Origin of the sequence: Plantibacter sp. CFBP 8775 (genome assembly GCF_014839505.1) — a bacterium.
In the GTDB taxonomy this organism is placed as follows: Bacteria; Actinomycetota; Actinomycetes; order Actinomycetales; family Microbacteriaceae; genus Plantibacter; species Plantibacter auratus.
Genome location: NZ_JACYNV010000001.1, coordinates 895,478 through 921,817, shown reverse-complemented (window position 1 = coordinate 921,817; position 26,340 = coordinate 895,478). Strand labels below are relative to the sequence as shown.

Here is a 26,340-nt window from a genome sequence, read left to right as displayed (position 1 = left end):
AGGGGGTTAGGCGACGATTGCCGCGCGAAGGGCTGCTGCGGAGGCCGCCGGGTCGTCGGCCGAGTAGATCGCACCACCGGCGACGGCGACCTGCGCGCCCGCCTGCTGCACCGACGCGATCGTCGACACGTTCACGCCACCGGCGACCGAGAACGGCACGGCGGCCGCTTCACCGTCGGACAGGAGCGTCTGGAAGGTGAAGCCCTCCTCCGCCTGCTCGTCGAGACCGGCGTGCATCTCGACGAACGCGGCACCGAGAGCGGTGACCTCCTTCGCGCGCTGCACCTTGTCGGCGACCCCGATGAGGTCGACGACGACGGACTTGCCGTGCGCCTTCGCGGCCTTCACGGCGCCGACGATCGTGCTGTCACCGGCGGTCCCGAGGACGGTGACGATGTCCGCACCGGCGGAGAAGGCGATGTCGGCTTCGAGCTCACCGGCGTCCATCGTCTTGAGGTCGGCGAACACGATCTTGTCGGGGTGGGCGTCCTTGATCGCGGTGACGGCACGCAGGCCCTCGCTCTTGATGAGGGGCGTGCCGAGCTCGAGGATGTCGACGTAGGGCGCGACCTTCCCGGCGAGTTCGAGGGCTGCCTCGGTGGTGAGGACGTCCATGGCTACCTGGAGCTTCATGTGGTGCTGCTTTCTGTCGTGATGGGATGCGTCCGACGTCTGCCGGGCGCGTTGGAAGGGATCGGGGTGACTACTCGAGGTTCGCGTGGCGCGGCCACAGCTCCTCGGCGCTGACGCCGTCGGACTGCCAGAGCGCATGGAAGAACGCGTCGCCGAGCAGCATGACCGCCTGCTCGAAGAGGCTCCCCGAGTACTGCACGGAACGCGTGCCGCCGTGGTCGGTCTTCTGCGCGGCGGGGACGACGATCGTCTCGGCGGCCAACTCGGCGAGCGGGGATGCGGGGTCGGTCGTGATGGCGATCACCTGTGCTCCGACGGAGACGGCCGTGTCCGCGGCGCGGACCACACCCGTCGTCGTACCGGAGCCGCTGGCGACGAGCAGGACGTCACCCGAGGTGATGGCGGGCGTCGTCGTCTCGCCGACGACGTGCACGGTGAGCCCGAGGTGCATGAGTCGCATCGCGGTCATCCGGAGCGCGAGACCGGAACGACCGGCACCGGACACGAACACGCTGTCCGCCGTTCGCAGGCGGTCGAGTGCGCCGGCGAAGGGAGCCGGATCGGCCTCCAGCAAGCTCGACACGGTGCGATGCAGCTCGGCGTCGATCGCGGCGAGCGCCCCCTGGACCGTTGAGGTCGCAGGCGTCACCGACGTGGATGGAGGGACGGTGGGGTTCGTCATCCCTCCATCCTGGGCGTGATCGGGTAGGTGCACCGCTGCTCGCCCGAACGGTTTCAACTACCCGAACGGGTAGGCGTGGACCGATGGGATAGGGTGCGGACATGACCGAACGCACTGTCACCTACCCGGTCGAGCTGCTCGACAGCTTGGCCTCCGTCGCATCGAGCTCGCTGCTGCGAATCGCCGGTGCGTTCCGGGAAGTCCTCGAGCCGGTCGTCGCCCATTCCGCGCTCGTGATCTTCACCGAGGACTGCACCGGTCGCCCCCGGAAGAAGGCCGGCGACCCGGCGATCGTCGAGGGCGTCACGATCGCCGAGCTCGACGCGGTCCGACAGCGCACCCCGCGCGGCCCGGTCACCACGGCACTCGCTGATGCCGACCCCCACGCCGACCGGCCGACGTCGGCGGTGATCGCAGGCGCGGAACGTCCGATCGCGGCGTGGTTGGCCGACACCGGCGCCCTCCTCGTCCTGACCGACCCGCAGGGACCGATCGACGACCGGCTCGTCGGCGCCCTCTGGGAGGTCGTCGCGGCCGGTATCCGACAGCAGGTCGCGACGGCGGCCCCAGACTACCTCCGCGACTCGCGGGCCGCGTCGAGCGAGCGGGCCGGCGCGATCGCGGAACTCACCGACGCCCATGCGACGACGCTGGAGTCGATCCTCGCGGTCACCAGGTCGCGCCAGACGTCGCCCGAGGACGCCCGAGCGGCCGTGACCGAGATCGCCTCGGCCGCGATGGTCGAGCTGCGGGCGGTGTCCGACCGCGACCGCCAGCTGGCCGAGGAACCGGTCGCGCGCGCCTTCGCCAGACTCCGCGAGGACCTCCGCCCGCTGGCCCGCTTCGGCGGTCCGGAGGTCCAGTTCATCGAGCCGCCCGTCGACGGTCGGGCCCTCCCCGGTGAGGTGGCGCACGCCGGACGGGCGATCGTCCGCGGCACGGTCCTCGCGCTCGTCGAGCAGTCCTCGGTCGGGCGGGTCCGGGTGCAGTGGGACTGCGACGGTAGCAACCTGCTCATCGGCATCCGCGACGACGGCCCCGGCGAGTTGACCGTCGACACCCCGAGCGTGCAGCAACTCGGCGCTCGGGTCGCGGCACTCCGCGGCAGTCTCGATGTCCAGGCGACGCCCGGGTGGGGCTCGGAGCTGCACGTGACGCTTCCGCTCGACCCACCGCCCGCAGCCCAGACACGTTCCGACTCGGCGGCCGCCGCGCTGACCGAGCGCGAGTGGAGCGTCGCCGAGCTGGCCGCCGGTGGAGCACGGAACCGGGCGATCGCCGAGACCCTCACCATCAGCGAGAACACCGTGAAGTTCCACATCGCGAACGTCCTGCGGAAGCTCGGCGTCGCCAGCCGCGTCGAGCTGGCGGCCGCGTTGGCCGCCAGCCGCTGAGCCCGTGCAAGCTCCCTCGCCGCCTACCGCTTCGAGCTCGTACGGCCCCGGTCGCGATCCCGGTCGCCGAACCGTCGCGTGATGAGCGCCCACCCGAGGATCCAGCTCCCGAGCGCCGTGACCAACCACACCACCAGCGGTGCGAGCACCCAGGCGAGGACACCGCGGATGTGGAGACCGCCGGGGAGGATCGACGCGATGAAGAGCGACACGAGCGTCGTCACGAGTCCGATGCCGCCGAGGATCGCCGAAGCGTAGCGCCGCGCGAGGCGGAGGATGAACGGCCCGAGGACGCCCTGCGCGATCGTGAAGACGACGACGGCGATGATGAAGCCACCGAGCGACAGACGGACGCCGGGCACGACCCAGTCGGCGACGAGCAGCCCGATCGCCGAGGACAGCAGACTGACGGCGATGCTGAGCAGGAAGCGGGTCATGTGCCGACCCTAGCGCCGGGTGTCGGCCGCGTCGAGAGCGCGACTGAGGGGAGGCGGGTCGTCACCTGGCGAACGGCCGGACGACGACATGCCTCCCCTCGGGAGTGCCGGGACGGCTCAGTCGAGCGCGAGCACGCGCCCGGTGCCGACACCCTCGACGGCACGGACGAACGCGAGGCCGACCACGTCGGACGCGACCGGAGGGAAGCCCGGGAACGCGTCGTGGTAGCCGGTGGCCTCGGCCAGCACCGTGGGGCTGACGGCGTTGATGCGGATGCCGCGCGGGAGTTCCGGGGCGGCACCGATCACGAAGGACTCGACCGCCCCGTTGGCCATCGAGGCCGCAGCACCCGTCGCGATCGGCTCGCGGGCGAGGATGCCCGTCGTGAGCGTGAAGGAGCCGCCGTCGCGGACGAACGGGGTCCCGATGCGCACGACGTCGAGCTGGCTGAGCACCTTGCCGAGGAAGGCCGCACGGTAGTCGTCGCGCGTCAACTCCTCGACGGGCTTGAACGGGACCGATCCGACGGCGACGATGACCGCGTCGACCTCGCCCACCTCGGCGAACAGCGCCTCGATCGACGCCTCGTCGGTGGTGTCGACGGCAGGCGCCGTCGAGCGCGACACCGCGATCACCTCGTGACGCTCCGCGAGGGCGTCCTGCGCCGCTCGTCCGACATGTCCACTCGCACCGATCAACAGGATTCTCATGCGGGCGACGCTAGCACCGGCTCCCGACGGCGGCATCGTCGATCGACGGCGTCAGTGGGCGTCGTCCATCCCGGTGACGTGGACGGCGTAGCCGTGGCAGCCGGCGAGCTTCCAGTCGTACGGTTGATCGTCGGGGTTCGTCCCCCACCGGGCCAGGAAGGCGGCGTCGGTCGTCTCGCTCATGACCATGCCGAAGAGCGGATCGAGGATCTTGGATCGATCGTTCGTCCACGCATACCAGAACCCCTGATCAGCCATGCACTTCGCGATGATCTGCTGCTGTGCCTCCCAGATCCCGTCACTGAGGTACGAGTCGGTGCTGGGCACGATCGAAGCCGGGTCGGTNGCCAGCGTCCGGCGTGGCAGTGGGATCCGCGGGCACCACGGGTTCGACGGGCGGGAGTTCGTCGAGCGACGCTGCGGCCTCGGCGACCGCTTCGAGGGACCGCGCGTCGTCAGCGGCCCCCTGGGCGTTCGACACCCCGATGAACACCCCGCCGGCCGCCACCGCGAGCACCCCGCTCATCGCGATGCCGAGCCCGATCCGTCGACGGAGCGTTCCGGGACTCCGGCGGACGGGTGCCACCTCCTGCGCCGCCTCTGGCCCGTCGTGGATCTCGTTCCCGCTCATACCGTCTCCCCCTGCATCGACGCCGCTGCGTCCCGTTCCGCCGTTCGGCGACCCCCCGGCCACCACCACACCGCGGCTCCGATGAACCCGAGCGCAGCACCCACGCCGATCGCCACACTCATCACCCACCACGGTTCGACACCGGCTCCGTGCGAACTCAGACGGGACACGATGAGCACGCCGGTCGCGCTGACGCGGTACATGATGTCGCCCGCGAGCACGCCGATGAGGACCGCTGCGGGCGCCAGGAGCCCCGCGCCGAGCCATCGACTGCGTCGCCGCAGCGACAGCACGAGCCCCACGACGCCCAGGACCGCCGCGACCGCCACACCGAGCGCGCCCGCCGGCACCTCGACTACGTCGCCGATGACGAGCGCACGGACGATCCGGACGAGGAGGAACAGTGCAGCTCCGGTGACCAGGACGCCACCGGTCACCACGAGGGCTGCGAGCACGTCGCCGGCCCGCCGCATGCCGAGCGGCATCGGGTCGACGCCGTGGCCCGCGCGCAACTGCCCGGAGCGCCACGAGAGGTCATGCGGGATCCCACGGATGGCCCGCAGCATGATGTCGCGCCGCAGCCGCTGCGGCGTGACGCCCGCTTCCTCGGCCCAGACGGCGTGCTCGTGCAGGTCGGACGCGATCTCGTCGCGGCGCTCCCCGGCGACGTCGGGCGAGAGGTCGCGCGTGTACCACCCGCACCAGTTCAGGACCCGGTGGGCTGCCGTGCGGTACTCCGGCGTCCGGATGGCGGTCATGCGATCGCCCCCTGCGTCCACGCCGCACCCGCCGGCCTCGCCGCGGCGGCCTGCTCACCGGCGATCCTCGCGTGCTCCCGATCCCGGGCCGTCGCTCCTTCGCCCGTGATCCGGTACAACCGTCGGCGGGGGCGACCCTCCGCCTCCGCGACCTCCGGGTCCTCCCAGGTCGCCTCGATCAGGCCGGCGTCCGCCATCCGCGACAGGGCTTTGTAGAGCGTGCCGTGCGCGGTGAGGGCGGCGTCCCCGGCTTCGGCGAGCTGCTTCGCGAGGGCGAACCCGTAGAAGCTCCCCTCGGTCGACTGCAACACGGTGCCGACGTCGAGGATGTCGAGCTCGAGCGGGAAGAGCGTGCCGGGTCGTCTGCGTGCCATGGAGCCACTATAGGAAGATAGGTTCCGATGCGTCAAGCTGCCCTCGCGCTGAGTCGCCCGGAACTGCACAGGTGCCGCCGGTTTCCGTGCAATTCCAGACGACTCAGCGGGGGTCAGCTCCCGTTGCGGAGGTCCGTCGGGGGTGCTGCACCGAAGGCGATCTCGTCGAACCGCGCCTCGCAGGGCGGACCGAGCGGCGCCTGCGAGAGGAACCCGACGCGCACCGGGGCGTCGCTGTGCAGACGGAAGACCCGGACGAAGTCCCACGTGACACCGTCGTTCGAGCTGTGGAACGCCCATGCCTCACCGAGACGACTGACGCGCATCCACACGTGGTCGGCCGTGACGTGCGTCGAGTTCACGTCGTCCGACCAGGTGTTCGTCACGACGCTCACCACCATCGCCTGCCCCTGCGGCGACTGCTCGAAGCAGAGCTTGGCCCAGTGCTCGTCGTCGATCCAGAGTGCGAGGGCACCGGCGTCGAAAGTACTGCGCTCGCCCACGACCGCGACCCGTGCCGAGAGCGTGAAGTGGTCGGGTGCGTCGAAGGCGAGCGCCGTGGCACGCAACTCACGCGGCCCACCGAGCGAGCTGTTGCTCCAGTCGACGCCGGCGGCGGAGGTGAGGGTGAGCGCTCCGGCATCGGCGTCGAACGATGCGATTCCGGGGGTCGAGGTCCAGGCGAGGTCGGGAAGCCCGTCGATGCGGGTCACGTCGGTGTGCATGGTCCGACCCTATCGGGACCGCACGTTCCCGTGAGTCGCCCGGATCTGCTCGGCATCCGGCTGATTCCGTGCAGATCCGGGCAGCTCAGCGAGGCGCCGGGACGTCGACGACCCGTTCCTCCCCGACGGCTACGGCGAGCGAACCGTTGGAGGCCGACGCGACGTCCGCCTGGAGCCGCTCCAGCTCCGCCGGCGGCACCCACAGTTCCAGCTCCGCCTGCGCCCCGTAGGTCTGATCGCCGAGCGTCGCGCCGTGGCTACCGGCCCAATCGCGCAGCAGGTTGTCGTACCGCCCGGCCTCGGCGTGCGGGACGACGAGGGTCGCGCGGGTCAGCGTCTCACGGCGCACGAGCGAGGCGAGGTCGAGGGCCTCGGAGGCCGCCGAGGAGTAGGCACGGACGAGCCCGCCCGCGCCGAGCTTGACGCCGCCGAAGTACCGCGTGACGACGACGACCACGTCGGTCAGTTCCCGCCGCCGGATGACCTCGAGGATCGGCATCCCCGCCGTGCCGGACGGTTCACCGTCGTCGGACGAGCGGGCCTGGTCGCCGAGCAGCCCGGTGACCATCGCGACGCAGTGGTGTCGTGCGTCCCACGCCTGCTTCTTCACCCGCGCGATGACCGCTTCGGCGTCCTCCGGCGACGCGACCGGGTGCGCGAGGCCGAGGAAGCGCGACTTCTTGATCACGAGTTCGTGCTCGACCGGCGCGGCGATCGTCGCCGGGTACTGCCGCGCGGTGGTCATCCGTCCGAGCGTACTCGGCCGGTCGACGAGACCCGTTCGGCCTACGGCCGCAGCACGTCGTCGGCCGGGTGGGCCTGCACGTGCCCACGGACGAAGATCAAGCCGATCACGGCCACGAGCATGATGAGCAGGTTGGCCGGACCGGCGATCGCCAGGAACACGCTCTGACCGGCGGCGGCTCCCGCGTGGTCGATCCCACCGGTCGAGAGGAAGAGCGTCGGGTCGTAGAGTCCGTGGATCAGGATCGGCCAGATGAGGTTGCCGGTCACCCGGAGCGTCAGGTACATGCACACGCCGAATCCGAAGGTGTAGACGACGGTCACGAGCACGGTCGTGACCGGTTGGCCCGACAGGAGGTTGGAGGCGTGCAGCAGGGCGAAGACCAGCGAGGAGACCACCATGACGATCCACTCCGAGCTGCCGGCGTCGCGCAGCATCTTCACGACCAGGCCGCGGGTCAGGATCTCCTCGGCGAACCCGATGAACACCCCGGACAGCATCGCGACAGCGACCACGGAACCCTCGTAGCTCCCGTAGTCGATGCCGAGCAGGCGCAGGACGACCGCGGCGAGGATCACGATCGGTGCGACCCACATCCACCACCGGCCGCGGATGGGCTGCCTTCCGAACAGCTCCCGGAACCATCCGACCGAGAGGACGAAGCCGGCCAGGAGGAGGGAGCCGACGACGAGCGGCAGCATGAGCCCGAAGAACACGCTCTGCGGGGTCGCGAAGACGTCCTCGCCGATCTGCGAGCCGAAGAGCTGCCCGACGACCCATCCGGCACCGAGGTACAGGGCGAGGTAGACGATCGCCAGCAGGAACGCCCGCCCGACACCGCCCTTCGCCCAGAAGTCGTGCCATCCGCTGGTGGTGAGTGTCCGCTGACCTCGGTGCCCGTGACCTCTGTGCTCGCCCATGCGTCGATCCAACCACTCAACGGGCCCGAGCGTCGGACAATCCGGGAGGTCAGTCGGCGAGCGCCGCCGCGGCGTTGCTCCAGACCGCGTAGAGGACGAAACCGCCGAGGGCGAGGAGCCCGAGCACCGGTTGAGCGAGGACGATGACCGCCCAGGCGGCCAGGAGGACAAGCGAGAGCAGCGAGGTGCCTGGCCGACGGACGGTCCGGACGAGCCCGCCGAGCAGCTGTGCCCGGAACCGCAGGCCCGGAGCGGCCGCCAGCCCGGCGAACACGCCGAAGGTTGCGACGACCGCGAGCAGCAGCACGACGACGAGCAGCGGCCCGAGCAGCATCGCGAACGGCGTCCCCCACACGGCGACGATGTCGATCACGACGACGAAGGTGAGCGCGCACACGAGCGACCACACGGCGAGCGCCGGTCGCCACGTCCGCAGCAGGCCGATCCCGACCTCCCGCAGTGGCCCCGCATCGGCGGCGTCGCGCGACCGCTGGAACGACCAGCAACCGGCGGCGAAGGCGGGGCCGAGCGGGAGCGAGCACAGCAGCAGGAACGGCCAGCTCGCGAGCGGCTCGGCGACGAGGACGATCGCGGCCGCCAGCGGGAGCGCGCCGATCCCGACGCCGACGCCGACCATGAGGGATCGGTACACGACGCCGAACACCGACTCGAAGGTCTCCCGGCGCGGCTGCAGCAGTCCGCGCACGCCGCCGGCACGGCTGTCCGCCCGCCGCTCGGTCACCGCGGTCATCCCTTCATCCCGCTCGTCGCGATGCCCTGGATGAAGTAGCGCTGGCCGAGGAGGAAGATCAGCACGATAGGGATGACGGAGACGACGGACCCGGCCATGATGAGCGCGTACTCGGCGTCGTACTGCCCGACGAAGGAGCGCAGACCGAGCTGCACGGTCCAGAGGTCGTTGCTCGTCAGGTAGATGAACGGACCCATGTAGTCGTTCCAGGTGGAGACGAAGGTCAGCAGCGCGAGACTCGCGAGCGCCGGCTTCGTGAGCGGCAGGATGATCCGCCACCAGATCGCGTACTCGTTGAGGCCGTCGATGCGGGCGGCCTCGCTCAGTTCGTCGGGGATGGTCAGGTAGTACTGCCGCATGAGGAACACGCCGAAGGCGCCGAACGCCTGCAGCAGGATGATCGAGAGGTGCGTGTTCACGAGGCCGGCGTTCTGCATCATGATGTACTGCGGGATCATGTAGGCCTGCCACGGCACGGCGATCGTCGCGATGTAGGCCACGAACAGGACGTCACGTCCCTTGAAGTGCATCTTCGAGAAGCCGTAGGCGGCGAAGCTCCCGGTGAGCACCTGCAGGATCGTGATCGTGACCGACAGGAACAGGGAGTTCTTGAGGTAGGTCAGCATCGGGATGCGGGTCCAGATGTCGACGTAGTTCTGCCAGACGAACTCGGTGGGGATCCACTGGACGGGGATCGAAAACACCTCGTTGTTCTGTTTGAGCGACGACGAGACCATCCAGAAGAACGGGACGAAGATGATCGCGGTCAGCACGGTGAGCATCACGTAGATGAGCACGCGGCGCAGCGGCGAGATCGGTCCGTGGCGGCGCACCCGGGTGCGCTTGCCTCCAGCCCCGGGCAGCACGGGCGGGGTGATGGCGTCGGTGACCTCGGCGATCGCGACCTCCGCCGACGACGGGACCGTGGACGAGGCACGCGTGGTGGCACTGGTCGACATCAGCGTTCCTTCCTCTGCTGCAGCTTGAACTGGACGACGGTGAAGACGAGCACGATGACGAACAGCACGAGCGAGATCGCCGAGGAGTAGCCGAAGCGGTTCTCGGTGATGCCCTCGCGGTAGATGAGCTGCGACAGGACGAGCGTGGATCGGCCTGGCCCGCCTCCCGTCATGACGACGATGAGGTCGAACACCTTGAAGCTCGCGATCGTCACCATGATGAGGACGAAGAACGTCGTCGGACGGAGCGACGGGATCGTGATGTTCCAGAACCGCTGCCAGGCGTTCGCACCGTCGACCTCGGCGGCCTCGTAGTACTCCTGCGGGATCGCTTGGAGGCCCGCAAGGTAGAGCACCATGTAGTAGCCCATGTCGCGCCACACGCTCGTGATGATCACGGCCGGCATCGCCCACGCGGAGCTCGTCGTCCAGCCGGGCGGGTCGGCGACACCGATGAGCTCGAGGAACTGGTTGATCGGGCCGGCGGTGGGGTTGAAGAGCATGTTCCACACGACGGCTACGGCGACGAGCGAGGTGATGTACGGGAAGAACATCGCGGTGCGGAAGAAGCCGAGGCCGCGCAGCTTGCGGTTGAGGAGCAGTGCCAGGCCGAGCGACGCGAGGATCGTGAGCGGGATGTGCCCGGCCGCGTAGTAGGCGGTGTTGCCGAGCGCGATCCAGAAGGACTCGTCACGCATCATGCGCGCGAAGTTCGCGAACCCGACCCACTCGGGCGGTGAGTACGAGTCCCACTTCATGAACGCGATGACGAACGCCGCGCACATCGGGATGAGGGTCAGGAGGGCGAAGCCGATGAAGTTCGGCAGGATGAAGCTCCAGCCGACGAGCGCATTCCTGCGGACGCGACTGCTGGAGCGGGTGCGTTGCGGTGGGGCTGCGATCGCCATGACGAGCCTTTCGAGGACGGTGGTGCGGGGTCGGTGGGGACGCGCCGGGCGGACGCGGGGATCGCGGGGCCGGGCGTGTCGGCCCCGCGATCGCGACTAGTCGACGAGGACGTCGTTCTTGACGCGGTCCTGCATCTTCGTGATGGCGTCGTCGACGTCCGACTCGCCGACCATGATGAGGTCGTGCTCCTCGTCGAGGATCGAGCTGACGTCGGAGGAGTACTCGCTCACGGGCATCTCGAGGACGACGTCCTTCGGCTCCTGGAACGCCTTGACCGAGAGGTCGTCGGTCGGGAGGGCCGTGAACGCCGCGGTGACGTCGTCGGACTGGTACGCGGGGACGACACCGATCGCCGCGATGGCCTTCGCACCGGCCTCGCTCGCGGCGAACTCGAGGAAGGTCTTCGCGGCGGCCTGGTGCGTGGAGTTCTTGTTGACGGCGAACGCGGTCGGCGAGCCGAACGTCACCGTCTCCTCACCGGACTCGAGCTGCGGCATCTGCGCGACACCCCAGTCGACGTCGGTCGCGCCCGTCTCGATCGACTGCGCGATGCCCGCGATGTACCAGGTGCCCATCGGCATCATCGCGGCCTTGCCGGTCTCGAACATCGTGCGGTAGCTGATCTGCTGGGTCTTCGCCGTGCCGTAGTCGAGCGCGTAGCCCTTGTCCTGCAGGTCGAGGGTGAGGTCGTACTGGTCCTGCATGAAGCCGTAGTCGCCGCTGATGAGGTCGCCACCGGTCTGGGCTGCGGCGATCGACTGGACGACGGAGCGCCAGTAGTGGTTGTACGTGCCGTAGACCTTGGAGTCCCCGTCGCCCGAGGTGAGCTTCGCCGCGATGTCCGCGTACTCGTCCCAGGTGAGGTTGTCGGGGTGCTCGATGCCTGCTGCATCGAAGATGGCCTTGTTGTAGTACAGCAGCCAGAAGTCCTGGCGGTACGGCGCCGCGTAGTAGGTGTCGTCGAGGGCGAACGGCTCGATCCCGGCGAGCTTGTCCGCGCCGATGTCGTCGACGACGTCGCCCACATCGACGAGCTGGCCACGGTTCGCGTAGCGCGCGTAATCGGTCACGTTCTTCATGGTGAGGACGTCGGTCTTGTCGCCGCCCGCGAGCATCGTCGTGACCTTGTCGGAGTAGTCGTCGGCGAGGATGTCGACGGGCTCGATCGTGATGTCGGGGTGCTCGGCCTCGAAGGCGTCGAAGAGCGCCTTGAACTCGGGCGTCTGGTCGTAGTTCCAGACCGAGACGCTGAGCGTGACGGGGCCGTCCTCGTCCTGCTGGGCGGAGCCGGCACCTGAGCAGCCGGTGAGGGCGAGGCCGGCTGCTGCGGCGATCGCGGAGATGGTCAGGATGGGTCGCTTCATTGCGGATGCTCCTCGGTGAGTAGTGGTGCTGTCGGTGGTGATGGCGGTGCTGGTGGGACGGGGATGCTGCGGGGTGGAGCGGTCGGTGGGCGTCAGTGCGACGCGGGCAGGTCGAGCGACGTCGTCGCGCCGTCCGGCCAGGTGATGGTGCGGGCGGTGGACCCGGCGACGCCCGCCATCGCCGGGGCGACGACGCCCGGCTGCGTGGCGCCGTCCAGGAGGAGCGCGAACGCGTGCCAGTGGTCCGGGCGGACGGGACCGTCGGTCTCGCACCACGGCGTGCCCGAACGGGGTCCGAGCGGGGTGGCGTCGTCGAGGTCCCGGACGCCCGACCGGAGCGCGCCGGTCGGAAGCGGGTCGTGCTCGCTCGGGAGCGCGACGACGACCGAACGCACGCCGTCGGCGACGGCGACCGCCGAGGTCTGGTCGGTGGCGACGGTCAGGTCACGACCGCTGACGGTCCACCCGCCGACACGCAGTGCGCCGAGCGGGACCTCGTCGCCGGCACCCGGGACGACGCGGACGAACCGCACCTCCCAGGGCCCGCGGACGGCCGAGCAGAGGTCGATCCGCGCGCCCGTGCGGGGCCGGTCCGCGGCGTGGCCGTGGCCATGGTCCGGGCCGTCGGCATCGGCGTCGATCCAGCGGGCGAGACCGGAGGACGTCGACCAACCGGTGGACGAACCGTCGGAGGTCGGCAGCGGCGTCAGGGCACCTCTGGTGAACCCGGAACGGTGACTCGGGACACCCTCGGCGTCCAGGAGCACGACCGATCCGTCGAACGGGTCGCGGGCATCGGCGGAGAGCACCGGCGCGGTCGCCGTCGAATACCCGAGGCGTGCGTACAGCGGGGCGTCGCGTTGGGCGACGCCGTCGTTCGCGTGGTCCGTCCCGTGGTTGACGACACGGACGATGCCGTCGGCGGTCATCCCGCTGACGATCCAGCCCGGGGCGACGATGGTGCGGAGGACGTCGCCCCGCTCGATCGGCAGTGCTTCCTCGGTGGCCGTCCACACCGGATGGTCGGCCGGGAGCGCGAGTCCGAGCATGCCCTTCGACGCCCAGTAGGGCGAACCGGGACCGGAGTAGGACTGTGCGAGCTGCCGCCACTCGTGGTGCCAGCCGAGCGTCAGGATCCCGCGGTCGTCGGGGGCACCGGCGGCGTCGAAGTGCGACACGACGCCACTGGCCGCCCGACGGATGAGTCCCGGCGAGAGCGCGGTCGATCCGGCCATCGCACCGGCCCAGAACGGTGCCGCGGCGGCGAAGCGGTAGATGAGACTCCGCCCCTGGACGAGCGGCGATCCGTTCGCGCCGACGAGCGTGACGGCGTCCTCCAGGTAGCGGTCGAGGTGGGCGTCGTAGCGGTCGAGGCGTGCCTGATGCGGGTGGCCCGGCGCGAGCATCGTCCGCCACAGCACTGGATAGAGGTGGAGCGCCCACCCGGTGTAGTGGTCGTAGGCTCGCGTGCCGCCGTCGGCGAACCAGCCGTCCTCGCGGAAGAAACCGTCCGCGATCGCGAGGTCCTCCTCGAGGTCCGCCTCCGATAACGGGCCGCTGACCGTGCGCAGGAACTCCTCGACGACGATGCGGAACCACACCCAGTTGATGGGCGGGTACGGCTGACCGATGACGGTGGCGAGCCAGTCGATCGTCGTGCGCTTGGTCCGGTCGTCGAGACGGTCCCAGAGTTCGGCACGGGTGAGGTGGAGTCCGATCGCGATGGCTGCGGCCTCGACCTTGGCCTGGTCGACCTCGTCCGGCAGCGGCCACCGCTCCGGGGAGTCCGGGTCGGTGCCCGTCGCGAGGCCGGCGGCGTAGCGCTCGACGAGGTCGCCCGTCCGTGCGGGATCACCGGCGATGCGGAAGGCGGCGAGCATGAACGTCCGCGCGAACCCCTCCAGGCCGTCGATGTCGGAGCCGTAGCCGCCTGGCGCACCCGGGAACAGGATGCGGGCACGACCGGGCGAGGTGAAGGGTTCGGCACCGCCGAGCAGCCGGTCCGCGAGGTCCTCCCAGTGCCTGCGCGTCCAGCCGGTCGATGGTGACAGGGTGCGGTCCAGGGCGAGTGTGTCCGACGCCGGGGCGGTCAGGAGCACGACCATCAGGCGCTCACCCCCAGGTCGGCGACCCGGACGGCTTCGCGCGGGTGCTCGCCGTTGAGGAACCGCTCGAGGTCGTCGAGCGCCGCGTCCGTCATGCGCAGCGTCTCCCGGCCGAGGGAGCCCGCGATGTGCGGGGTGATCGAGACGTTCGGGAGGTCGAGCAGCGGCGAGTGCACGGGCAGCGGTTCCGGGTCGGTGACGTCGAGGATCGCGTCCAGACGTCCGCTCGCGCACTCCGCCGCGAGGGCGTCGGTGTCGAGCAGGCTCCCGCGGGCCGTGTTGATCACCGTGGCGCCGTCCGGGAGCGCCGCGAGCTGGGCAGCCCCGATCATGCGCTTCGTCTCCGGGAGCTCCGGAGCGTGCAGCGAGAGCACGTCGACGTTCGGTAGGAGCTCGTCGAGCGGGACGAGGCGGGCTCCCGCCGCGGCGACGGCCGTGGCGTCGGCGTAGGGGTCGGCGACGAGCACCTCGACCGCGTCGAGCTGCTGGAGCAGGGCGACGACGCGACGGCCGATGCGCGAGAAGCCGACGACGCCCACGCGGCGTCCGAGGTTGGACAGGTTCGTGGTCTCGAGCAGGGTGCGCCACTCGCGACGGTGCGCCCGCGGGTCGCGGGCGAAGACCTGTGCCCGCTTGCCGGCGAGCACGATCGAGGCGAAGGTGAACTCGGCGACCGGGATGGCGTTCGCCTCGGCGGCCGTGGTGACGACGATGCCGCGCTCCCAGACCGCGTCGGTCACGAGCGAGCGGACCGTGCCTGCGCAGTGGAAGACCGCGCGCAGCCGGGGCATGCGGTCGAGTCGCTCCGCCGTGAGCGGCGGGGTGCCCCACGAGGTGATGAGCACCTCGACCTCCGCGAGCCGTGCGGCGAGCGCCGGGTCGTCGAGGTCGCCGGTGGTCTCGTCGTCGCGGACCTCGCACAGTGCGTGGAGCCGGGCCAGACGGGCGTCGTCGAAGAGCGTCGAGAACACGTCGGGCCACATGGCGACCAGGGCTGCGGGGCGCGCGGCGTTCGACATCTGGTGCTCTCCTTCGAGTGGGCCGCGGTTGCATGCGGTTGTCAGGTAGTGAATACTCCAATCCGATCGGAGTCAAAACAGTCGATCACAAACGAACAAGCTCGATCGAAGATGATCATGGAGACGTCGTGCATCCACCCTCGCAGACCGCACCCGCCACACCGGCCACCGATGAGCGGCGTCGGTCGCACGGCCCGTTGGTGACGGCGTGGTCACAGCGCCCAGCGACCGCACTGCAGTCCATCGTGCCGGACGGCGACTGGAGCTCGATCGACCGACGGCTGCTCGACTCCTTCGTCGCCCAGGCGACGCGCGAGTCCGCGGCCACCGACCGCGCGGCGGCGCCCTGGCCCCAGCCGCTCTTCTCGCAGTACAGCGCCTATCCGCTGATCGGGGAGCGCCTCTCCTACGAGACGGCGGTCGGTGACCGACTCGCACGCCTCTCCCGCGCCGTGGTCCTCGCCGCCGCGTCTGCAGCCGGTGTCGAGGTGACCGCACCGCTCGACCCGCTCGCCGAGGTCGCCGACGGCCTGTGGCTCCTCGCGGAGCAGACGACCTGGTGCTGGGCGGCCCACGACGACGCGTTCCGCCGGTTCGGGACGGTCACGCCGTCGCTCGGCGAACCGTTCCTCGACCTCGGCGCCGGTGAGGCGGTCGCGGCCGTCGCCTGGGCGATCGCCGTCCTCGGCGACGAGCTCGACGAGCGCTACCCGGGGCTGACCGATCGGCTGCAAGCCGAGGCCGAGCACCGGGTGTTCCGGCCGTTCCTGGACCGCGACGACTGGCACTGGCTCGGCCTCGATGTCGATCCTGACGGCGAGCCGATCGTCCTCCACAACTGGAACCCCTGGATCCTCGGCAACACGATCGCCGCGGCAGCGGTGCTCTGCAGCCCCGACCGCGCCGAGCTCGTCATCGACCGAGCCGTCGACGGCATCGACCGCTACCTGGCGGGCCTCCCTCGGGACGGCGCGATCGACGAGGGCTGGGAGTACTGGTGGAACGGAGCGGCTCGCGCCCTCGAGGCGGTCGAGACCCTCGATCGTCTCGCCGGAGGTCGCCTCGCGCTCGACGTCCTCGACCTGCTGCCCGAGTCACTGCGCTTCCCGCTGCGGATGCAGCTGTCCGCCGACTGGTACGTGAACGTCGCGGATGCCCGAGCACGCGGTGATCGCACGCTCCCGTTCGATCTCCTGCATCGCTGGGGCCGGCGACTCGAGCTGCCGGACGTCGTCGCGTACGCCACGGCGCATCGCGATCCCGACGCACCCGTCGCCACGGACCGGGCCGGACTCGGACGTCTCGTCCGCGTCTGCTTGGACGGTGCATGGGCGGTCGCGGACGCCCGGAACGCGACGCTGCCGCTGCCGCTGCCGGCATCGGTCGACCTGCCGTCGATCGGCGTGAGCCTCGCCCGTGAGCACGACGGGCGTTCCGACGGACTCGCGGTCAGCCTCAAGGGCGGCCACAACGACGAGAACCACAACCACAACGACCTCGGGAGCGTGATCGTCGCACTCGACGGCGTCCCCGCGGTCATCGATCCCGGGCGGCCCACCTACGACGCGCGGACCTTCGGCCCGGACCGCTACGACATCTGGTGCATGCGCAGCGACTGGCACAGCGTCCCGGCACCGCGCGGTCTGCTGCAGCAGCATGGACCGGAGTTCGCGGCGCGCGATCGCCGGGGCGGAGACCATGGCGCACAGGCGAGCTGGTCGATGGACCTCGCCGCGGCCTACGGACTGGCGGAGCATGAACACTGGCGCCGGACCGCGACGCTCGACCGCACGGCGTCGCGCGTCGTGATCGAGGACGTCTGGACGCTCGACGACCCGGCTGGCACGGCCGTCACCCTCATGCTGTGGGGCGACGTGACCGAGGTCGATCAGGCGACCCTCCGCCTCCACCGGCCGGTCGCCGGCGTCCGGGACGTGATGCTCCAGCACGACGCGGATGAGGTCACGATGGAGGTCGTCCGACTCGACGACGCGATGATGCGGTCGTCCTGGGGCGAGACGATCACCCGCGTGCGGCTGCTGCCACGTCCCGATGCGGATCGTCTGCTCGTCACCGTGGAGGCCGCACGATGAGCGACGACGACGTCTCCGGCGACCGGGGAGCACCGGCCGGCACCGGACCCTCGCAGGTCTTCGGCATCGAGCGCCGCGAACGGATCATGGACGAGGTCCGACGCAACGGTTCCGTCGTCGTCCGCGAACTCGCCGTCATCCTCGGCGTCACGGAGCTGACGATCCGACGCGACATCACCGCGCTCGCCGACCTCGGGCTCGTCACGCGGGTCCACGGTGGCGCGACCGCCCGGAGCTCCCTCGACCAGACGGTCGCGCGATCGGCCGACGCCGCTGGCCCCGCCAGGTACCGCATCGGCATGGTCGTGCCGTCGCTCAGCTACTACTGGCCGCAGATCGTCAACGGTGCCCGCGCCACGGCCGCCCTCAGCCGATCGCAGCTCGTGCTCCGCGGCTCGTCCTACGACCCGGCCGACCAGCGCCGGCAGATGGCCGCGCTCGTGGAGACGGGTGGGATCCACGGGCTCATCGCCGCACCCGACACCGCGGGCCAGGACGGGTACGCCCTCCTCGCCTGGCTCGATGCGCTGCCGATCCCGGTCGTGCTGGCCGAGCGTCGCGCGCCGTCCTCGCTCGCGCTGCGGTCGCTCGAGTGGGTCACGACGGACCACGAGTTCGGCGCGGTGCTCGCCGTCCGCCACCTGTACGAGCAGGGGCACCGCCGCATCGGCATCGCCGCGGCACGGCACTCCCCCACCTCCGACCACCTGCGGCGCGGCTGGGCCAGGGCGTCCGCGGACCTCGGGCTGGACACGGGACTGACGGTGAACGCCGAGATCGACGACGTCGAGAACGGCGCCAGGGACGCCCGGCTGGGTGCGCTCGTCGACGAATGCCTCGCCACGGGGACCACCGCGCTGTTCGTGCACGCCGATCCGCAGGCGATCCTGCTCGAGCACCACTGCCTCGACCGCGGCGTGCGGATCCCCGAGGATCTCGCGATCGTCGCCTACGACGACGAGGTCGCGGAGAACGGCGAGCCGCCCATCACCGCGCTGCGCCCACCGAAGCAGCACATCGGTCGGATGGCCGTCGAGACGATGGTCGCCCGCCTGTCCGAGGGCCGCCGACGCCCGACGCAGCGCACCCAGGTCCTCCCCGAGCTGCAGGTCCGCGCCTCGTCCCTGACCGCCCCGCCCGCCTGAGTCGCCCGGATCTGCGCGAAATCGACGGTATTTCGCGCAGATCCGGGCGACTCAGCGGACCTGTGGAGAACGTGGACGGGGAACCACTCGGTGCAGGCACAGTGAAGGGATGCCCCTTGAGCCTCCGGACGGACCGTTCCTCGTCGGCGACGCGCTCCGCAGCGGGATGACACCCGGCGAACTCCGCAGTCGTCGACTCGAGAAGCCGGGTCACGGCATCCGGTCCACCCGCCCGGTGGAGACGGTCGAGGATCACTGTCGTGCGTTCCTCCACCGCCTGTCCGAGCAGGTCTTCGTCTGTGGTCCGACCGCTGCGCTCCTCCTCGGCCTGCCGCTCCCGTGCCGGCTCTCCACCCCGGAACGCCTCGACCTCGCCGTGGCCGCGCCGGCCCGCGCTCCACACGCCGCCGGGATCGCCGGCCGGTCGGTCACGATCGATGACGAGGACGACGTGATCGTCCAGGGCGGCATCCGGCTGACGAGTCCGGTTCGAACGTGGCTGGACCTTGCCGCGACGCTCCCGCTCGCCGATCTCGTCGCAACAGGCGACCATCTGCTTCGGACGAGTACCGCAGGCCTGGCCGAGTTGGAGGAGGCTGCAGCCCGCTATCCGAGCCGGCGCGGCCGTGGAGCCATCGCCGCCGCACTCCCGCTGCTCGATCACCGCGCGGAATCACCGCCCGAGTCCATCGTCCGCGTCGCGCTGGTGCGCGGCGGCGTCACCGGCTTCGAACCGAACCAGGAGATCCGGGCGGCGAACGGCTCGTTCCTCGCACGCGCCGACCTCTGTCACCGTGCAGCGCGGATCGTCATCGAGTACCAGGGCGACTACCACCGGGTCGAGGTCGACCGGTGGCGCAAGGACCGCGCTCGCTCCAACCGCCTGCGGGCCGCGGGTTGGACGGTCATCGAGCTGACGGCCGACGATCTCCGCGACCTCCGCGCCGTCGTCGCCTCGGTGCGCGCCGCCCTCGCCGGCCGCTGAGTCGCCCGAATCTGCACGAAATTGGCCGGATTTTCGACAGATCCGGGCGACTCAGCGGGCCATCCGCACGCCGCCGAGGACACGGGCGCTCGTGCGGGCGAGCGTCCGACGCGACAGCAGCCGAGTCGCGAGCGCGGTGAGGTGGTTGCTGCGGCCGGACACGACACTGGGGCCACCGTCAGCCCGGTCGAGCGCGCGGAACGCGGTGTCGATGACCTGCGCGCTCGTCTGCTTGCGGCCGACGGCAGCGTCTTCGCTCCCGACGACGTCGAAGAACTCGGTCTTGGTGGGTCCGGGGCTCACAGCGAGCACCCGCAGCCCGGTGCCGCGAGCCTCTGCCCAGAGCGCCTCGGTGAAGCTCAGCACGAACGCCTTCGTCGCGCCGTAGACAGCCATGCCCGGCGTCGGCTGGTAGGCAGCGGTGCTCGCGACCGTCACCAGGGCGCCGGACCCCTCGAGCAACTGCGGCATGAATGCACGCGTGAGCTCGACGAGGGTCCCGACGTTGAGTTGGATCTCTCCCGTCATGCGCTCCGGGTCCGCCTGGTCGAAGGCACCGTGGCTGCCGAACCCGGCGTTGTTGACGAGCGAGGTGATCCGGATGCCGCGGCGATCCAGCTCCTCGTGGAGTGAATCGGCGGCACCCGCGACGGCGAGGTCGGCCGGCACAACCGTGACCTCGACACCCGAGGCAGACCGGAGTTCGGCCGCCAGCACCTCGAGGCGATCCGCGCGCCTTGCGACGAGCACCAGGTTCGACCCGCGGTTCGCGAACCGTCTGGCGAACTCGACGCCGAGGCCGGAGCTCGCGCCCGTGATGAGTGCGGTGCCACCGCGGAGATCGAGTGTCATGGGGAATCCTTCAGCTGGCGGTACACGAATGTTGTCAGTGACATCATCACCGTCTCTGCTCGTGTTGTCAATGTCAACATGGCGGTAGGCTCGTCTCGTGTCAGCCCAGCCCTATCACCACGGAGACCTCCGCCGGACGCTCCTCGAGGCGGCCGCAGCCAGCCTCGAGACGGACGGCGTCGACGAGCTGTCGCTGCGCCGCCTCGCCCGCGATGCCGGCGTCAGCCACGCGGCGCCGAGCCGACATTTCCGCGACAAGCAGGCCCTCCTCGACGCGCTCGCCGAAGACGGTTTCCGTCGTCTCTCCGCGGCGCTCGAGCGGGCGACCGAAGCCGAGGTCACGTCATCGGCAGGTGCCCGCGAACAGGTCGACGCACTGGCCCGAGCGTACGTCGGCTTCGCGCTCGCTCAGCCGACGCTCCTCTCGCTCATGTTCGGCCTCAAGCACGCGCCCGATGCCCGGGAGGAGCTGCTCGCCGCCGGTCACGCCTCGATGGAGATCGTCGTCCGGGTCGTCACCGCCGGGCAGGAGATCCGGGCGATCACCGCCGGCGATCCGCACCACATCGCGCTCGTCGCGTTCGCGACCTTCCACGGCATCGCCGCACTCGCCTCTGGCAGTCTGCTCGACGGCGTCCCGGCCGACGACCTCGTGACGAGCGCCGTCGACCTCTTCTGGCGGGGCCTGACTCCCGAGCCTTGAGTCGCCCGAATCTGCACAAAATCAGCCGGATTTCGTGCAGATCTGGGCGACTCAGCGGGTCAGCCGACGCCGTTCAGGACCGAGGAGGCGAAGGACGCGGCACGGACGCTGAGCGTCGCGATGCGCTCCTGGCGGGCCGCCTCCGCGTCGAAACCGACGTAGGCGAGCGGCGGCAGCTTCCGCACGTTGGCCGAGCACTGGAAGTCGGCGCAGACGAGCGTGCCGACCGTGTCGCCGTTCTTGCCGGCCTGTCCGGCCCGCTTCGCGCTGTAGAACACGACGTCGTTGCTGAGCGTGATGTCCTGGCACCACGCGCACTGCGGCCGGGTGCGGGGCATCGCGTCGGCCTGCCGGAGCAGGATGCCGACGGGTTCGCCGTCGACGATCGTGACCACGTACGCGCGTCGCGGCAGCTTCTTGTCGCGCCACCCGAGGAAGTCATGCACCTCGAAGTCGAGCGTGTCGAGGTCGATGGGAAGGCTCACGTCACTGACCTCCTTGCGCGACGCGTTGACGAAGGAGGCTCGGATCTGGGATTCGTTCAGGGGGATCATGGGTTCACCGGTTTCGGCTGGGCCGTCGTGGAGACGGCGGAGAGGCCCTCCGCGCGTCGATGCGCTGCGGTGGGTGCGTCAGGGTGCGCGGCCCCGTCGTCGTCGCTCGGACGAGCGCGATGGACGAGGCCGACGTCCTCACCGGGTGGGCGAGGTGGTCGACCGGGTGCGCTGCTCTCTCGGGCCGGCGTTGCGGACGCCGACGACCTCCAGACGCCCGACACGGGGCGGAGCGATGAGCTTGGACACACAGGCACTGTATCAAGCGATGGCGCGCTCGCTCCCCCGGTCCGCACGTTCAGGCTCCCGGAGCGGCAGGATGGACCCATGACCCTCGACGTCGCCCTCCTCCGTACCGCGTTCCCCTCCCTCGCCTCGGGCATCGCCCACTTCGACGGCCCCGGCGGCACCCAGACGCCACTCGCCGTCGGCCAGGCCATCCTCGACACCCTCACCGGGCCGCTGTCCAACCGGGGCTCGTCGGTCGCCTCCGAGCGTCGGGCGGACGACGCCGTGACCGCCTTCCGTGCCGCGTGCGCCGACCTGCTCGCCGCAGAGGAGCGCGGCATCGTCTACGGCCGCAGCGCGACCCAGCTCACCTACGACTTCTCCAGGCATCTGTCGCGCGGCTGGATCCCCGGCGACGAGATCGTCCTGTCCCGACTCGACCACGACGCGAACGTCCGCCCGTGGGTGCAAGCCGCGGAACGCGCGGGTGCGACCGTGCGCTGGATCGATCTGGACCCGGCGACGGGCGAGCTCGACCTGGAGGACCTCGACGCCCTCGTCACCGAGCAGACGAGACTCGTCGCTGTGACCGCTGCATCGAACCTCCTCGGCACCATCCCGCCGGTGCGGACGATCGCCGACCGGGCGCACGCGGTCGGCGCGCTCGTCTGGGTCGACGGCGTCCACTACACAGCGCACCACGTCGTCGACGTCGAGGCCCTCGGTGCCGACTTCTTCGTCTGCTCGCCGTACAAGTTCTTCGGGCCGCACTGCGGTGTCCTCGCCGCGTCGCCGGCGCTGCTCGAGTCGATCCACCCCGACAAGCTGCTGCCGTCGACGAACGTGGTGCCCGAGCGCTTCGAGTTCGGCACGCTGCCCTACGAGCTCATGGCCGGCGTGACGGCGGCCATCGGCGTGCTCGCGTCGATCGACCCCGGTGACGCCACGACGAGGCGCGACCGTCTCGTGGCCTCCGCCGCAGCCGTCCACGAACAAGAACTCGCGCTACGCACCCGCATCGAGGAGGCTCTCACAGAGCTCGGCCCGCTCGTCGAGCTGCACTCGCGAGCCGCCGAGCGCACGGCGACGCTGTTCATGACGTTCCCGGGCAGGCGTGCAGCAGACGCGGCCGCGTTCCTCGCCGCTCGCGACGTCCTCGCACCGGCTGGCTCGTTCTACGCGGTCGAGCCGTTCGCGGCACTGGGCCTCGACGACGTCGGCGGCCTCCGCGTCGGCGTCGCCCCGTACACCTCGGACGAGGACGTCGACCGCCTGCTCGACGGCATCAGGGCCTTCCTCGCCGACTGAACGGCTCGCGGGCTGACCGGCTCGCGGGCTGAACGGCTCGCCGGTTGAACGGTTGGCGAGGCGCCCCGGCGACAGCGACCTCAGGACCGCTTGCCGCTCTCACGTCGCAGCACGACGAACCCGGCGACCATGACGACCGCCCCGAGGATGAGGGTGATGATCCGGAAGAACCCGAAGTCGTCGACACCGAAGATCAGGGGTCCGGCGAAGAGGAACGTGGCGCCGACGAAGTACCAGACGGAGGTCGTCCCACCGTTGAGCGACGTGGGCGGCGGCGTCGATTCGGGCTCCGCCGAGGCGGGACCGTCCTGAGGCACCTCGTCCCCGTGTGGTGCAGGTTCGGGCTGCGTCGATCCGGTCATCATTCGCTCCGATCCGCGTCGCGCTCGGTGGTGTCCACGACGTCGAGCCCCACGCTACGCAGCCCTCGAGCCCGGCGAATCCCCCAGGTGACGGAGATCAGGCCTCGCTGGCGAACATCCGCCCGTCGGGGTCGAGCTTCGTCAGGAGGGCGGCGGAGATCTCGCCGAGCTGCTCGATCTGCGCCGGCGTCAGGGCGTCGAGGACCAGGGATCGCACGTGCTCGACGTGGCCCGGCGCAGCCTGGACGACCTTGTCCCAGCCCGCATCGGTGAGCGTCACGTTCGTCGCCCGTCGATCCTCCGGGCACGGTGTCCGCGCCACGAAGCCGGCCTCCTCCAAGCGCGTCAGCACCCGCGACAAGCGGGGCAGCGTCGCATTCGTCCGGGCCGCGAGCGCCGAGGTGCGCAGCGTGCGGCCCGGGGTCTCGGACAGCATCGCGAGCGTGAAGTAGTCGAAGTGGGTCAGGTGCTCGTCCCGCGTGAGCTGGAGGTCGAGCGCGGCCGGCAGGAGTTCGAGCACCGCGGCGAAGCGCACCCAGGAGCGTTGCTCGTCGTCGCTCAGCCATCGCGTGTCGGTCATGTCTCCAGCGTAGCAATAGTTGCGCCTACAACTAACCGGTGTTACGTTAGTTGTATCAACAACCAATTGACCCGTGACCAGGCGGCCACGAGAAGGAGCATCGTCATGACGAACGTCACCATCTTCGGAACCGGCAACATGGGCAGCGCCATCGCCGGCGTACTCGCAGCAGGCGGCGCCTCCGTCGACCACCTCGGGTCGGCCGAGACCGGCACGATCACCGGCGACATCGTCGTCCTCGCGGTCCCCTACCCGGCCCTCGCGACGATCGTCGAGCAGTACGCCGACCAGCTCGCGGGCAAGGTCGTCGTCGACATCACCAACCCCCTCGACTTCTCGACCTTCGACGCCCTCACCGTCCCCGCCGGCAGCTCGGCTGCAGCGGAACTGCAGGCGAAGCTCCCGACGTCCCACGTGCTCAAGGCCTTCAACACGAACTTCGCCGCGACCCTCGCCGCGAAGCAGGTCGGCGACGTGACCACCACGGTCCTCATCGCCGGGGACGACGCCGACGCCAAGGCGGCACTCCAGCAGCTCGTGACCGCCGGTGGCCTCGAGGCCGTCGACGCCGGGTCGCTGAAGCGCGCGCACGAACTCGAGGCGATCGGCTTCCTGCAGCTCGCGCTGGCGGCGTCGGAGAAGATCTCCTGGACCGCGGGGTTCGCGCTCGTCAAGTAGTCGTCGGATCGTGATCCGGGAGCAACGATCCTCCCGGATCACGACGGACTGGAGGACGATGGGCGCATGACCTTCCGCGCCCTCGCCCCCGGCCAGCGTTCCAGCGTCCTGCTCGGCGGGCCGCACGATGACGCGCCCGTGCTCCTCTTCGAGACCGACGAGCTCCTCGTCGAAGCACCGAACTGGTCCCTCGACGGCCGGACGCTGCTCCTCAACGGCAACGGGCGGCTCTGGGCGCTCGCGGTCGATGACCCGACCGCGGGGCTCACGCCGATCGAGTTCCACGGCCTTCCCGAGCTGAACAACGACCACGTCCTCGACCCCGATGGCGAGCACATCCTCCTCTCGGCGATGGACGGTCACATCTACCGCGGCGCGCTCTCCGGCGGGCCGGTCACGAAGCTCACCGCTGACGACGACCGGTGGCACTTCCTCCACGGCGTCTCGCCCGATGGCACGCGGATCGCGTACGTCGAGCTCGAAGGTTTCGAGCACCCCGGTCGACTCGCGATCGCTCCGGCGGTCGAGGGCGGCGGCCCCGTCACCGTCCTCGACACGGGCGACGGCCACCTCGACGGTCCGGAGTGGTCGCCCGACGGCCGGTGGCTGCTCTGCAACACGGAACACTTCGGCTCGGCCCCGGGCCATGCGCAGCTCGCACGGATCCCCGACGGCGGCGGCGAGCTCGAGCGACTCGTCGTGAACGACACCGTCGACTGGTTCCCGCACCTCTCCCCCAACGCGCGACTGGCCTCGTACATCGCCTTCCCCGCCGGCACGATCGGACACCCGGCCGACCTCGACGTCGAGGTCCGGCTCGTCTCGACCGACGACTGGGCGACCCCGCTCCGCCGCTATCCCCTCTTCGGCGGCCAGGGCACGCTCAACGTGAACAGCTGGGCACCCGACAGCTCACGGTTCGCCTTCGTCGCCTACCCGATCGACGACTGAGTCGCCCGACGCTGCACGGTTTCGACGAAGAATCGCACCGATCAGGGCAACTCGAGGGGCTCGTCGATAGGGTCGGAGCGTGACCGATGCCAGCAGCGCCCACTCCCAGACGCTCTCGCGCGGCATCCGGATCCTCGAGGTCCTGGCCGACGCGCGCACCCCGCTCACGATCGACGCCCTGAGCGCGACGCTCGGTCTGCACCGAAGCGTCACCTACCGACTGCTGCGGACCCTCGAAGACCACCGCCTGGTCGTCCGCGACGGTGCGGGACGGATCGCACTCGGATCACGCCTGGCCGCCCTCGCCGCCGGCGTCTCCCACGATCTGCAGGCCGCCGCCCTCCCCGAGCTGACAGCGATCGCGAACGAGCTCGGCATGACCTGCTTCCTCACGCTGCTGGACGGCGACGAGATCGTCACGCTCGTCAGCGTCGAACCACGGCACACGATGGGGTCGATCGCGCAGCGGCCCGGAACCAGGCATCCGGTCGGTCTCGGCGCGCCCGGGAAGGCGATCGCATCCCGCCTGTCGGAGTCGCAATGGCCGGACGCGCTCGACGACGACCACCGCGCCGAGCTGGCGGTGGTCCGCGAGCACGGCTGGGCGTCGAGCCACGACGAGGTCATCACCGGTCTGCGCGCCGTCGCGGCCCCGCTCGCTGCGCACGGCTCGCCGGCCGCCGCCCTCGCGGTCGTCTACGTCTCCAGCAGCCGCCCCGAGACCGAGATCGCGGCCCGCCTCATCGAGGGGGCCGCGACCATCGCGTCGTCGGTCTGACCGCGG

At 70.5% G+C, this 26,340-nt stretch carries 28 protein-coding genes and 1 pseudogene; 9 read left to right on the top strand and 20 right to left on the bottom strand.

Going from position 1 to position 26,340, the window contains the following annotated elements; all coding sequences use genetic code 11:
* Positions 1-6: 6 nt before the first annotated feature.
* Together hxlA and hxlB are read right to left on the bottom strand one after the other, a co-directional pair.
* Positions 7-633 (bottom strand): 3-hexulose-6-phosphate synthase, encoded by a 627-nt coding sequence (hxlA, locus tag IFR14_RS04470; RefSeq protein WP_085511986.1) that lies wholly within the window; start codon positions 631-633, stop codon positions 7-9.
* 70 nt (positions 634-703) lie between these two features.
* A complete protein-coding gene (gene hxlB / locus IFR14_RS04465) occupies positions 704-1,315 on the bottom strand; it encodes a 6-phospho-3-hexuloisomerase (RefSeq protein ID WP_191940380.1) in 612 nt (203 codons plus the stop codon).
* 101 nt (positions 1,316-1,416) lie between these two features.
* On the opposite strand from hxlB, the gene IFR14_RS04460 reads away from it, so the two are divergent.
* Entirely contained in the window at positions 1,417-2,709 is a 1,293-nt protein-coding gene (locus IFR14_RS04460) for a helix-turn-helix transcriptional regulator (protein ID WP_191940379.1), read from the top strand.
* Positions 2,710-2,732: 23 nt separating this feature from the next.
* On the opposite strand, the gene IFR14_RS04455 is transcribed toward IFR14_RS04460, so the two are convergent.
* The 14 genes and pseudogenes from IFR14_RS04455 to IFR14_RS04385 form a co-directional block, all read right to left on the bottom strand.
* The gene (locus tag IFR14_RS04455; RefSeq protein WP_191940378.1) at positions 2,733-3,146 is read right to left on the bottom strand and encodes a phage holin family protein; all 414 of its coding nucleotides are present in this window, start codon (positions 3,144-3,146) and stop codon (positions 2,733-2,735) included.
* A gap of 117 nt (positions 3,147-3,263) precedes the next feature.
* Positions 3,264-3,857: a short chain dehydrogenase gene (locus IFR14_RS04450; protein ID WP_191940377.1), complete on the bottom strand. Its 594-nt coding sequence runs from the start codon at positions 3,855-3,857 to the stop codon at positions 3,264-3,266.
* Between the two features lie 346 nt (positions 3,858-4,203).
* Positions 4,204-4,488: pseudogene (locus IFR14_RS04440) on the bottom strand (hypothetical protein); the annotation flags it as partial.
* Complete coding sequence (locus tag IFR14_RS04435) at positions 4,485-5,246, bottom strand: hypothetical protein (protein WP_191940374.1); 762 nt, start codon at positions 5,244-5,246, stop codon at positions 4,485-4,487. The gene IFR14_RS04435 and the pseudogene IFR14_RS04440, both read right to left, overlap by 4 nt.
* Complete coding sequence (locus tag IFR14_RS04430) at positions 5,243-5,620, bottom strand: PadR family transcriptional regulator (RefSeq protein WP_159877445.1); 378 nt, start codon at positions 5,618-5,620, stop codon at positions 5,243-5,245. Before IFR14_RS04430 ends, IFR14_RS04435 begins: the two co-directional genes overlap by 4 nt.
* A gap of 113 nt (positions 5,621-5,733) precedes the next feature.
* Positions 5,734-6,345: a DUF1349 domain-containing protein gene (locus IFR14_RS04425; protein ID WP_191940373.1), complete on the bottom strand. Its 612-nt coding sequence runs from the start codon at positions 6,343-6,345 to the stop codon at positions 5,734-5,736.
* A gap of 85 nt (positions 6,346-6,430) precedes the next feature.
* Positions 6,431-7,090, bottom strand: a complete 660-nt coding sequence (locus IFR14_RS04420) for an IMPACT family protein (RefSeq protein WP_191940372.1) — start codon at positions 7,088-7,090, stop codon at positions 6,431-6,433.
* Positions 7,091-7,131: 41 nt separating this feature from the next.
* Positions 7,132-8,010, bottom strand: a complete 879-nt coding sequence (locus IFR14_RS04415) for a CPBP family intramembrane glutamic endopeptidase (protein ID WP_191940371.1) — start codon at positions 8,008-8,010, stop codon at positions 7,132-7,134.
* Positions 8,011-8,059: 49 nt separating this feature from the next.
* A complete protein-coding gene (locus IFR14_RS04410) occupies positions 8,060-8,761 on the bottom strand; it encodes a hypothetical protein (RefSeq protein ID WP_191940370.1) in 702 nt (233 codons plus the stop codon).
* Positions 8,758-9,720, bottom strand: coding sequence for a carbohydrate ABC transporter permease (locus IFR14_RS04405; RefSeq protein ID WP_137242439.1), 963 nt, complete (start codon positions 9,718-9,720; stop codon positions 8,758-8,760). Before IFR14_RS04405 ends, IFR14_RS04410 begins: the two co-directional genes overlap by 4 nt.
* Positions 9,720-10,628, bottom strand: a complete 909-nt coding sequence (locus tag IFR14_RS04400) for a carbohydrate ABC transporter permease (RefSeq protein WP_124768540.1) — start codon at positions 10,626-10,628, stop codon at positions 9,720-9,722. Before IFR14_RS04400 ends, IFR14_RS04405 begins: the two co-directional genes overlap by 1 nt.
* 96 nt (positions 10,629-10,724) lie before the next feature.
* Positions 10,725-11,993, bottom strand: coding sequence for an ABC transporter substrate-binding protein (locus IFR14_RS04395; RefSeq protein WP_124768539.1), 1,269 nt, complete (start codon positions 11,991-11,993; stop codon positions 10,725-10,727).
* Positions 11,994-12,085: 92 nt separating this feature from the next.
* Entirely contained in the window at positions 12,086-14,098 is a 2,013-nt protein-coding gene (locus IFR14_RS04390; protein WP_191940369.1) for a DUF2264 domain-containing protein, read from the bottom strand.
* Positions 14,098-15,117 (bottom strand): hydroxyacid dehydrogenase, encoded by a 1,020-nt coding sequence (locus IFR14_RS04385; protein WP_198425031.1) that lies wholly within the window; start codon positions 15,115-15,117, stop codon positions 14,098-14,100. Before IFR14_RS04385 ends, IFR14_RS04390 begins: the two co-directional genes overlap by 1 nt.
* 128 nt (positions 15,118-15,245) lie before the next feature.
* Here IFR14_RS04385 and IFR14_RS21355 point away from each other — a divergent pair, with 128 nt between their 5' ends.
* The 3 genes from IFR14_RS21355 to IFR14_RS04370 all read left to right on the top strand — a co-directional run bounded on the left by IFR14_RS21355 (position 15,246) and on the right by IFR14_RS04370 (position 19,340).
* Complete coding sequence (locus IFR14_RS21355; RefSeq protein ID WP_191940368.1) at positions 15,246-17,210, top strand: heparinase II/III family protein; 1,965 nt, start codon at positions 15,246-15,248, stop codon at positions 17,208-17,210.
* Positions 17,207-18,355: a substrate-binding domain-containing protein gene (locus IFR14_RS04375; RefSeq protein ID WP_191940367.1), complete on the top strand. Its 1,149-nt coding sequence runs from the start codon at positions 17,207-17,209 to the stop codon at positions 18,353-18,355. The genes IFR14_RS21355 and IFR14_RS04375 overlap by 4 nt, the downstream gene beginning before the upstream one ends.
* Positions 18,356-18,464: 109 nt before the next feature.
* Positions 18,465-19,340 (top strand): endonuclease domain-containing protein, encoded by an 876-nt coding sequence (locus IFR14_RS04370; protein ID WP_124768535.1) that lies wholly within the window; start codon positions 18,465-18,467, stop codon positions 19,338-19,340.
* Positions 19,341-19,391: 51 nt separating this feature from the next.
* Here IFR14_RS04370 and IFR14_RS04365 read toward each other — a convergent pair whose 3' ends face one another.
* A complete protein-coding gene (locus IFR14_RS04365) occupies positions 19,392-20,192 on the bottom strand; it encodes an SDR family NAD(P)-dependent oxidoreductase (RefSeq protein WP_137242445.1) in 801 nt (266 codons plus the stop codon).
* Positions 20,193-20,289: 97 nt separating this feature from the next.
* On the opposite strand from IFR14_RS04365, the gene IFR14_RS21350 reads away from it, so the two are divergent.
* Positions 20,290-20,895, top strand: a complete 606-nt coding sequence (locus tag IFR14_RS21350) for a TetR/AcrR family transcriptional regulator (protein ID WP_137242446.1) — start codon at positions 20,290-20,292, stop codon at positions 20,893-20,895.
* Between the two features lie 59 nt (positions 20,896-20,954).
* Here IFR14_RS21350 and IFR14_RS04355 read toward each other — a convergent pair whose 3' ends face one another.
* Positions 20,955-21,449, bottom strand: coding sequence for an FBP domain-containing protein (locus IFR14_RS04355; RefSeq protein WP_191940366.1), 495 nt, complete (start codon positions 21,447-21,449; stop codon positions 20,955-20,957).
* A 327-nt stretch (positions 21,450-21,776) separates the two neighbouring features.
* Between IFR14_RS04355 and IFR14_RS04350 the strand changes: the two genes are divergently transcribed.
* Entirely contained in the window at positions 21,777-22,985 is a 1,209-nt protein-coding gene (locus tag IFR14_RS04350; RefSeq protein ID WP_191940365.1) for a cysteine desulfurase-like protein, read from the top strand.
* Between the two features lie 80 nt (positions 22,986-23,065).
* On the opposite strand, the gene IFR14_RS04345 is transcribed toward IFR14_RS04350, so the two are convergent.
* Both IFR14_RS04345 and IFR14_RS04340 read right to left on the bottom strand, forming a co-directional pair.
* Complete coding sequence (locus tag IFR14_RS04345; RefSeq protein WP_191940364.1) at positions 23,066-23,347, bottom strand: hypothetical protein; 282 nt, start codon at positions 23,345-23,347, stop codon at positions 23,066-23,068.
* A 97-nt stretch (positions 23,348-23,444) separates the two neighbouring features.
* A complete protein-coding gene (locus IFR14_RS04340) occupies positions 23,445-23,927 on the bottom strand; it encodes a MarR family winged helix-turn-helix transcriptional regulator (RefSeq protein ID WP_191940363.1) in 483 nt (160 codons plus the stop codon).
* Positions 23,928-24,032: 105 nt separating this feature from the next.
* Between IFR14_RS04340 and IFR14_RS04335 the strand changes: the two genes are divergently transcribed.
* The 3 genes from IFR14_RS04335 (at position 24,033) to IFR14_RS04325 (ending at position 26,334) form a co-directional block, all read left to right on the top strand.
* Positions 24,033-24,605: an NADPH-dependent F420 reductase gene (locus tag IFR14_RS04335; protein ID WP_191940362.1), complete on the top strand. Its 573-nt coding sequence runs from the start codon at positions 24,033-24,035 to the stop codon at positions 24,603-24,605.
* Positions 24,606-24,671: 66 nt separating this feature from the next.
* A complete protein-coding gene (locus IFR14_RS04330) occupies positions 24,672-25,556 on the top strand; it encodes a TolB family protein (protein ID WP_191940361.1) in 885 nt (294 codons plus the stop codon).
* A gap of 79 nt (positions 25,557-25,635) precedes the next feature.
* Positions 25,636-26,334, top strand: coding sequence for an IclR family transcriptional regulator domain-containing protein (locus IFR14_RS04325; protein ID WP_191940360.1), 699 nt, complete (start codon positions 25,636-25,638; stop codon positions 26,332-26,334).
* Positions 26,335-26,340: the final 6 nt, after the last annotated feature.

Coding starts and splice junctions, on each gene's coding strand:
- IFR14_RS04410 (WP_191940370.1), bottom strand. CDS start 8,761: ATGACCGCGGTGACCGAGCGGCGGGCGGACAGCCGTGCCGGCGGCGTG.
- IFR14_RS04430 (WP_159877445.1), bottom strand. CDS start 5,620: ATGGCACGCAGACGACCCGGCACGCTCTTCCCGCTCGAGCTCGACATC.
- IFR14_RS04390 (WP_191940369.1), bottom strand. CDS start 14,098: ATGGTCGTGCTCCTGACCGCCCCGGCGTCGGACACACTCGCCCTGGAC.
- IFR14_RS04340 (WP_191940363.1), bottom strand. CDS start 23,927: ATGACCGACACGCGATGGCTGAGCGACGACGAGCAACGCTCCTGGGTG.
- IFR14_RS04395 (WP_124768539.1), bottom strand. CDS start 11,993: ATGAAGCGACCCATCCTGACCATCTCCGCGATCGCCGCAGCAGCCGGC.
- IFR14_RS04355 (WP_191940366.1), bottom strand. CDS start 21,449: ATGATCCCCCTGAACGAATCCCAGATCCGAGCCTCCTTCGTCAACGCG.
- IFR14_RS04455 (WP_191940378.1), bottom strand. CDS start 3,146: ATGACCCGCTTCCTGCTCAGCATCGCCGTCAGTCTGCTGTCCTCGGCG.
- IFR14_RS04415 (WP_191940371.1), bottom strand. CDS start 8,010: ATGGGCGAGCACAGAGGTCACGGGCACCGAGGTCAGCGGACACTCACC.
- hxlA (WP_085511986.1), bottom strand. CDS start 633: ATGAAGCTCCAGGTAGCCATGGACGTCCTCACCACCGAGGCAGCCCTC.
- IFR14_RS04335 (WP_191940362.1), top strand. CDS start 24,033: ATGACGAACGTCACCATCTTCGGAACCGGCAACATGGGCAGCGCCATC.
- IFR14_RS04400 (WP_124768540.1), bottom strand. CDS start 10,628: ATGGCGATCGCAGCCCCACCGCAACGCACCCGCTCCAGCAGTCGCGTC.
- IFR14_RS04350 (WP_191940365.1), top strand. CDS start 21,777: ATGACCCTCGACGTCGCCCTCCTCCGTACCGCGTTCCCCTCCCTCGCC.
- IFR14_RS04460 (WP_191940379.1), top strand. CDS start 1,417: ATGACCGAACGCACTGTCACCTACCCGGTCGAGCTGCTCGACAGCTTG.
- IFR14_RS04345 (WP_191940364.1), bottom strand. CDS start 23,347: ATGACCGGATCGACGCAGCCCGAACCTGCACCACACGGGGACGAGGTG.
- IFR14_RS04425 (WP_191940373.1), bottom strand. CDS start 6,345: ATGCACACCGACGTGACCCGCATCGACGGGCTTCCCGACCTCGCCTGG.
- IFR14_RS04450 (WP_191940377.1), bottom strand. CDS start 3,857: ATGAGAATCCTGTTGATCGGTGCGAGTGGACATGTCGGACGAGCGGCG.
- IFR14_RS04435 (WP_191940374.1), bottom strand. CDS start 5,246: ATGACCGCCATCCGGACGCCGGAGTACCGCACGGCAGCCCACCGGGTC.
- IFR14_RS04405 (WP_137242439.1), bottom strand. CDS start 9,720: ATGTCGACCAGTGCCACCACGCGTGCCTCGTCCACGGTCCCGTCGTCG.
- IFR14_RS04330 (WP_191940361.1), top strand. CDS start 24,672: ATGACCTTCCGCGCCCTCGCCCCCGGCCAGCGTTCCAGCGTCCTGCTC.
- IFR14_RS04385 (WP_198425031.1), bottom strand. CDS start 15,117: ATGTCGAACGCCGCGCGCCCCGCAGCCCTGGTCGCCATGTGGCCCGAC.
- IFR14_RS04375 (WP_191940367.1), top strand. CDS start 17,207: ATGAGCGACGACGACGTCTCCGGCGACCGGGGAGCACCGGCCGGCACC.
- IFR14_RS04420 (WP_191940372.1), bottom strand. CDS start 7,090: ATGACCACCGCGCGGCAGTACCCGGCGACGATCGCCGCGCCGGTCGAG.
- IFR14_RS04370 (WP_124768535.1), top strand. CDS start 18,465: ATGCCCCTTGAGCCTCCGGACGGACCGTTCCTCGTCGGCGACGCGCTC.
- IFR14_RS04365 (WP_137242445.1), bottom strand. CDS start 20,192: ATGACACTCGATCTCCGCGGTGGCACCGCACTCATCACGGGCGCGAGC.
- hxlB (WP_191940380.1), bottom strand. CDS start 1,315: ATGACGAACCCCACCGTCCCTCCATCCACGTCGGTGACGCCTGCGACC.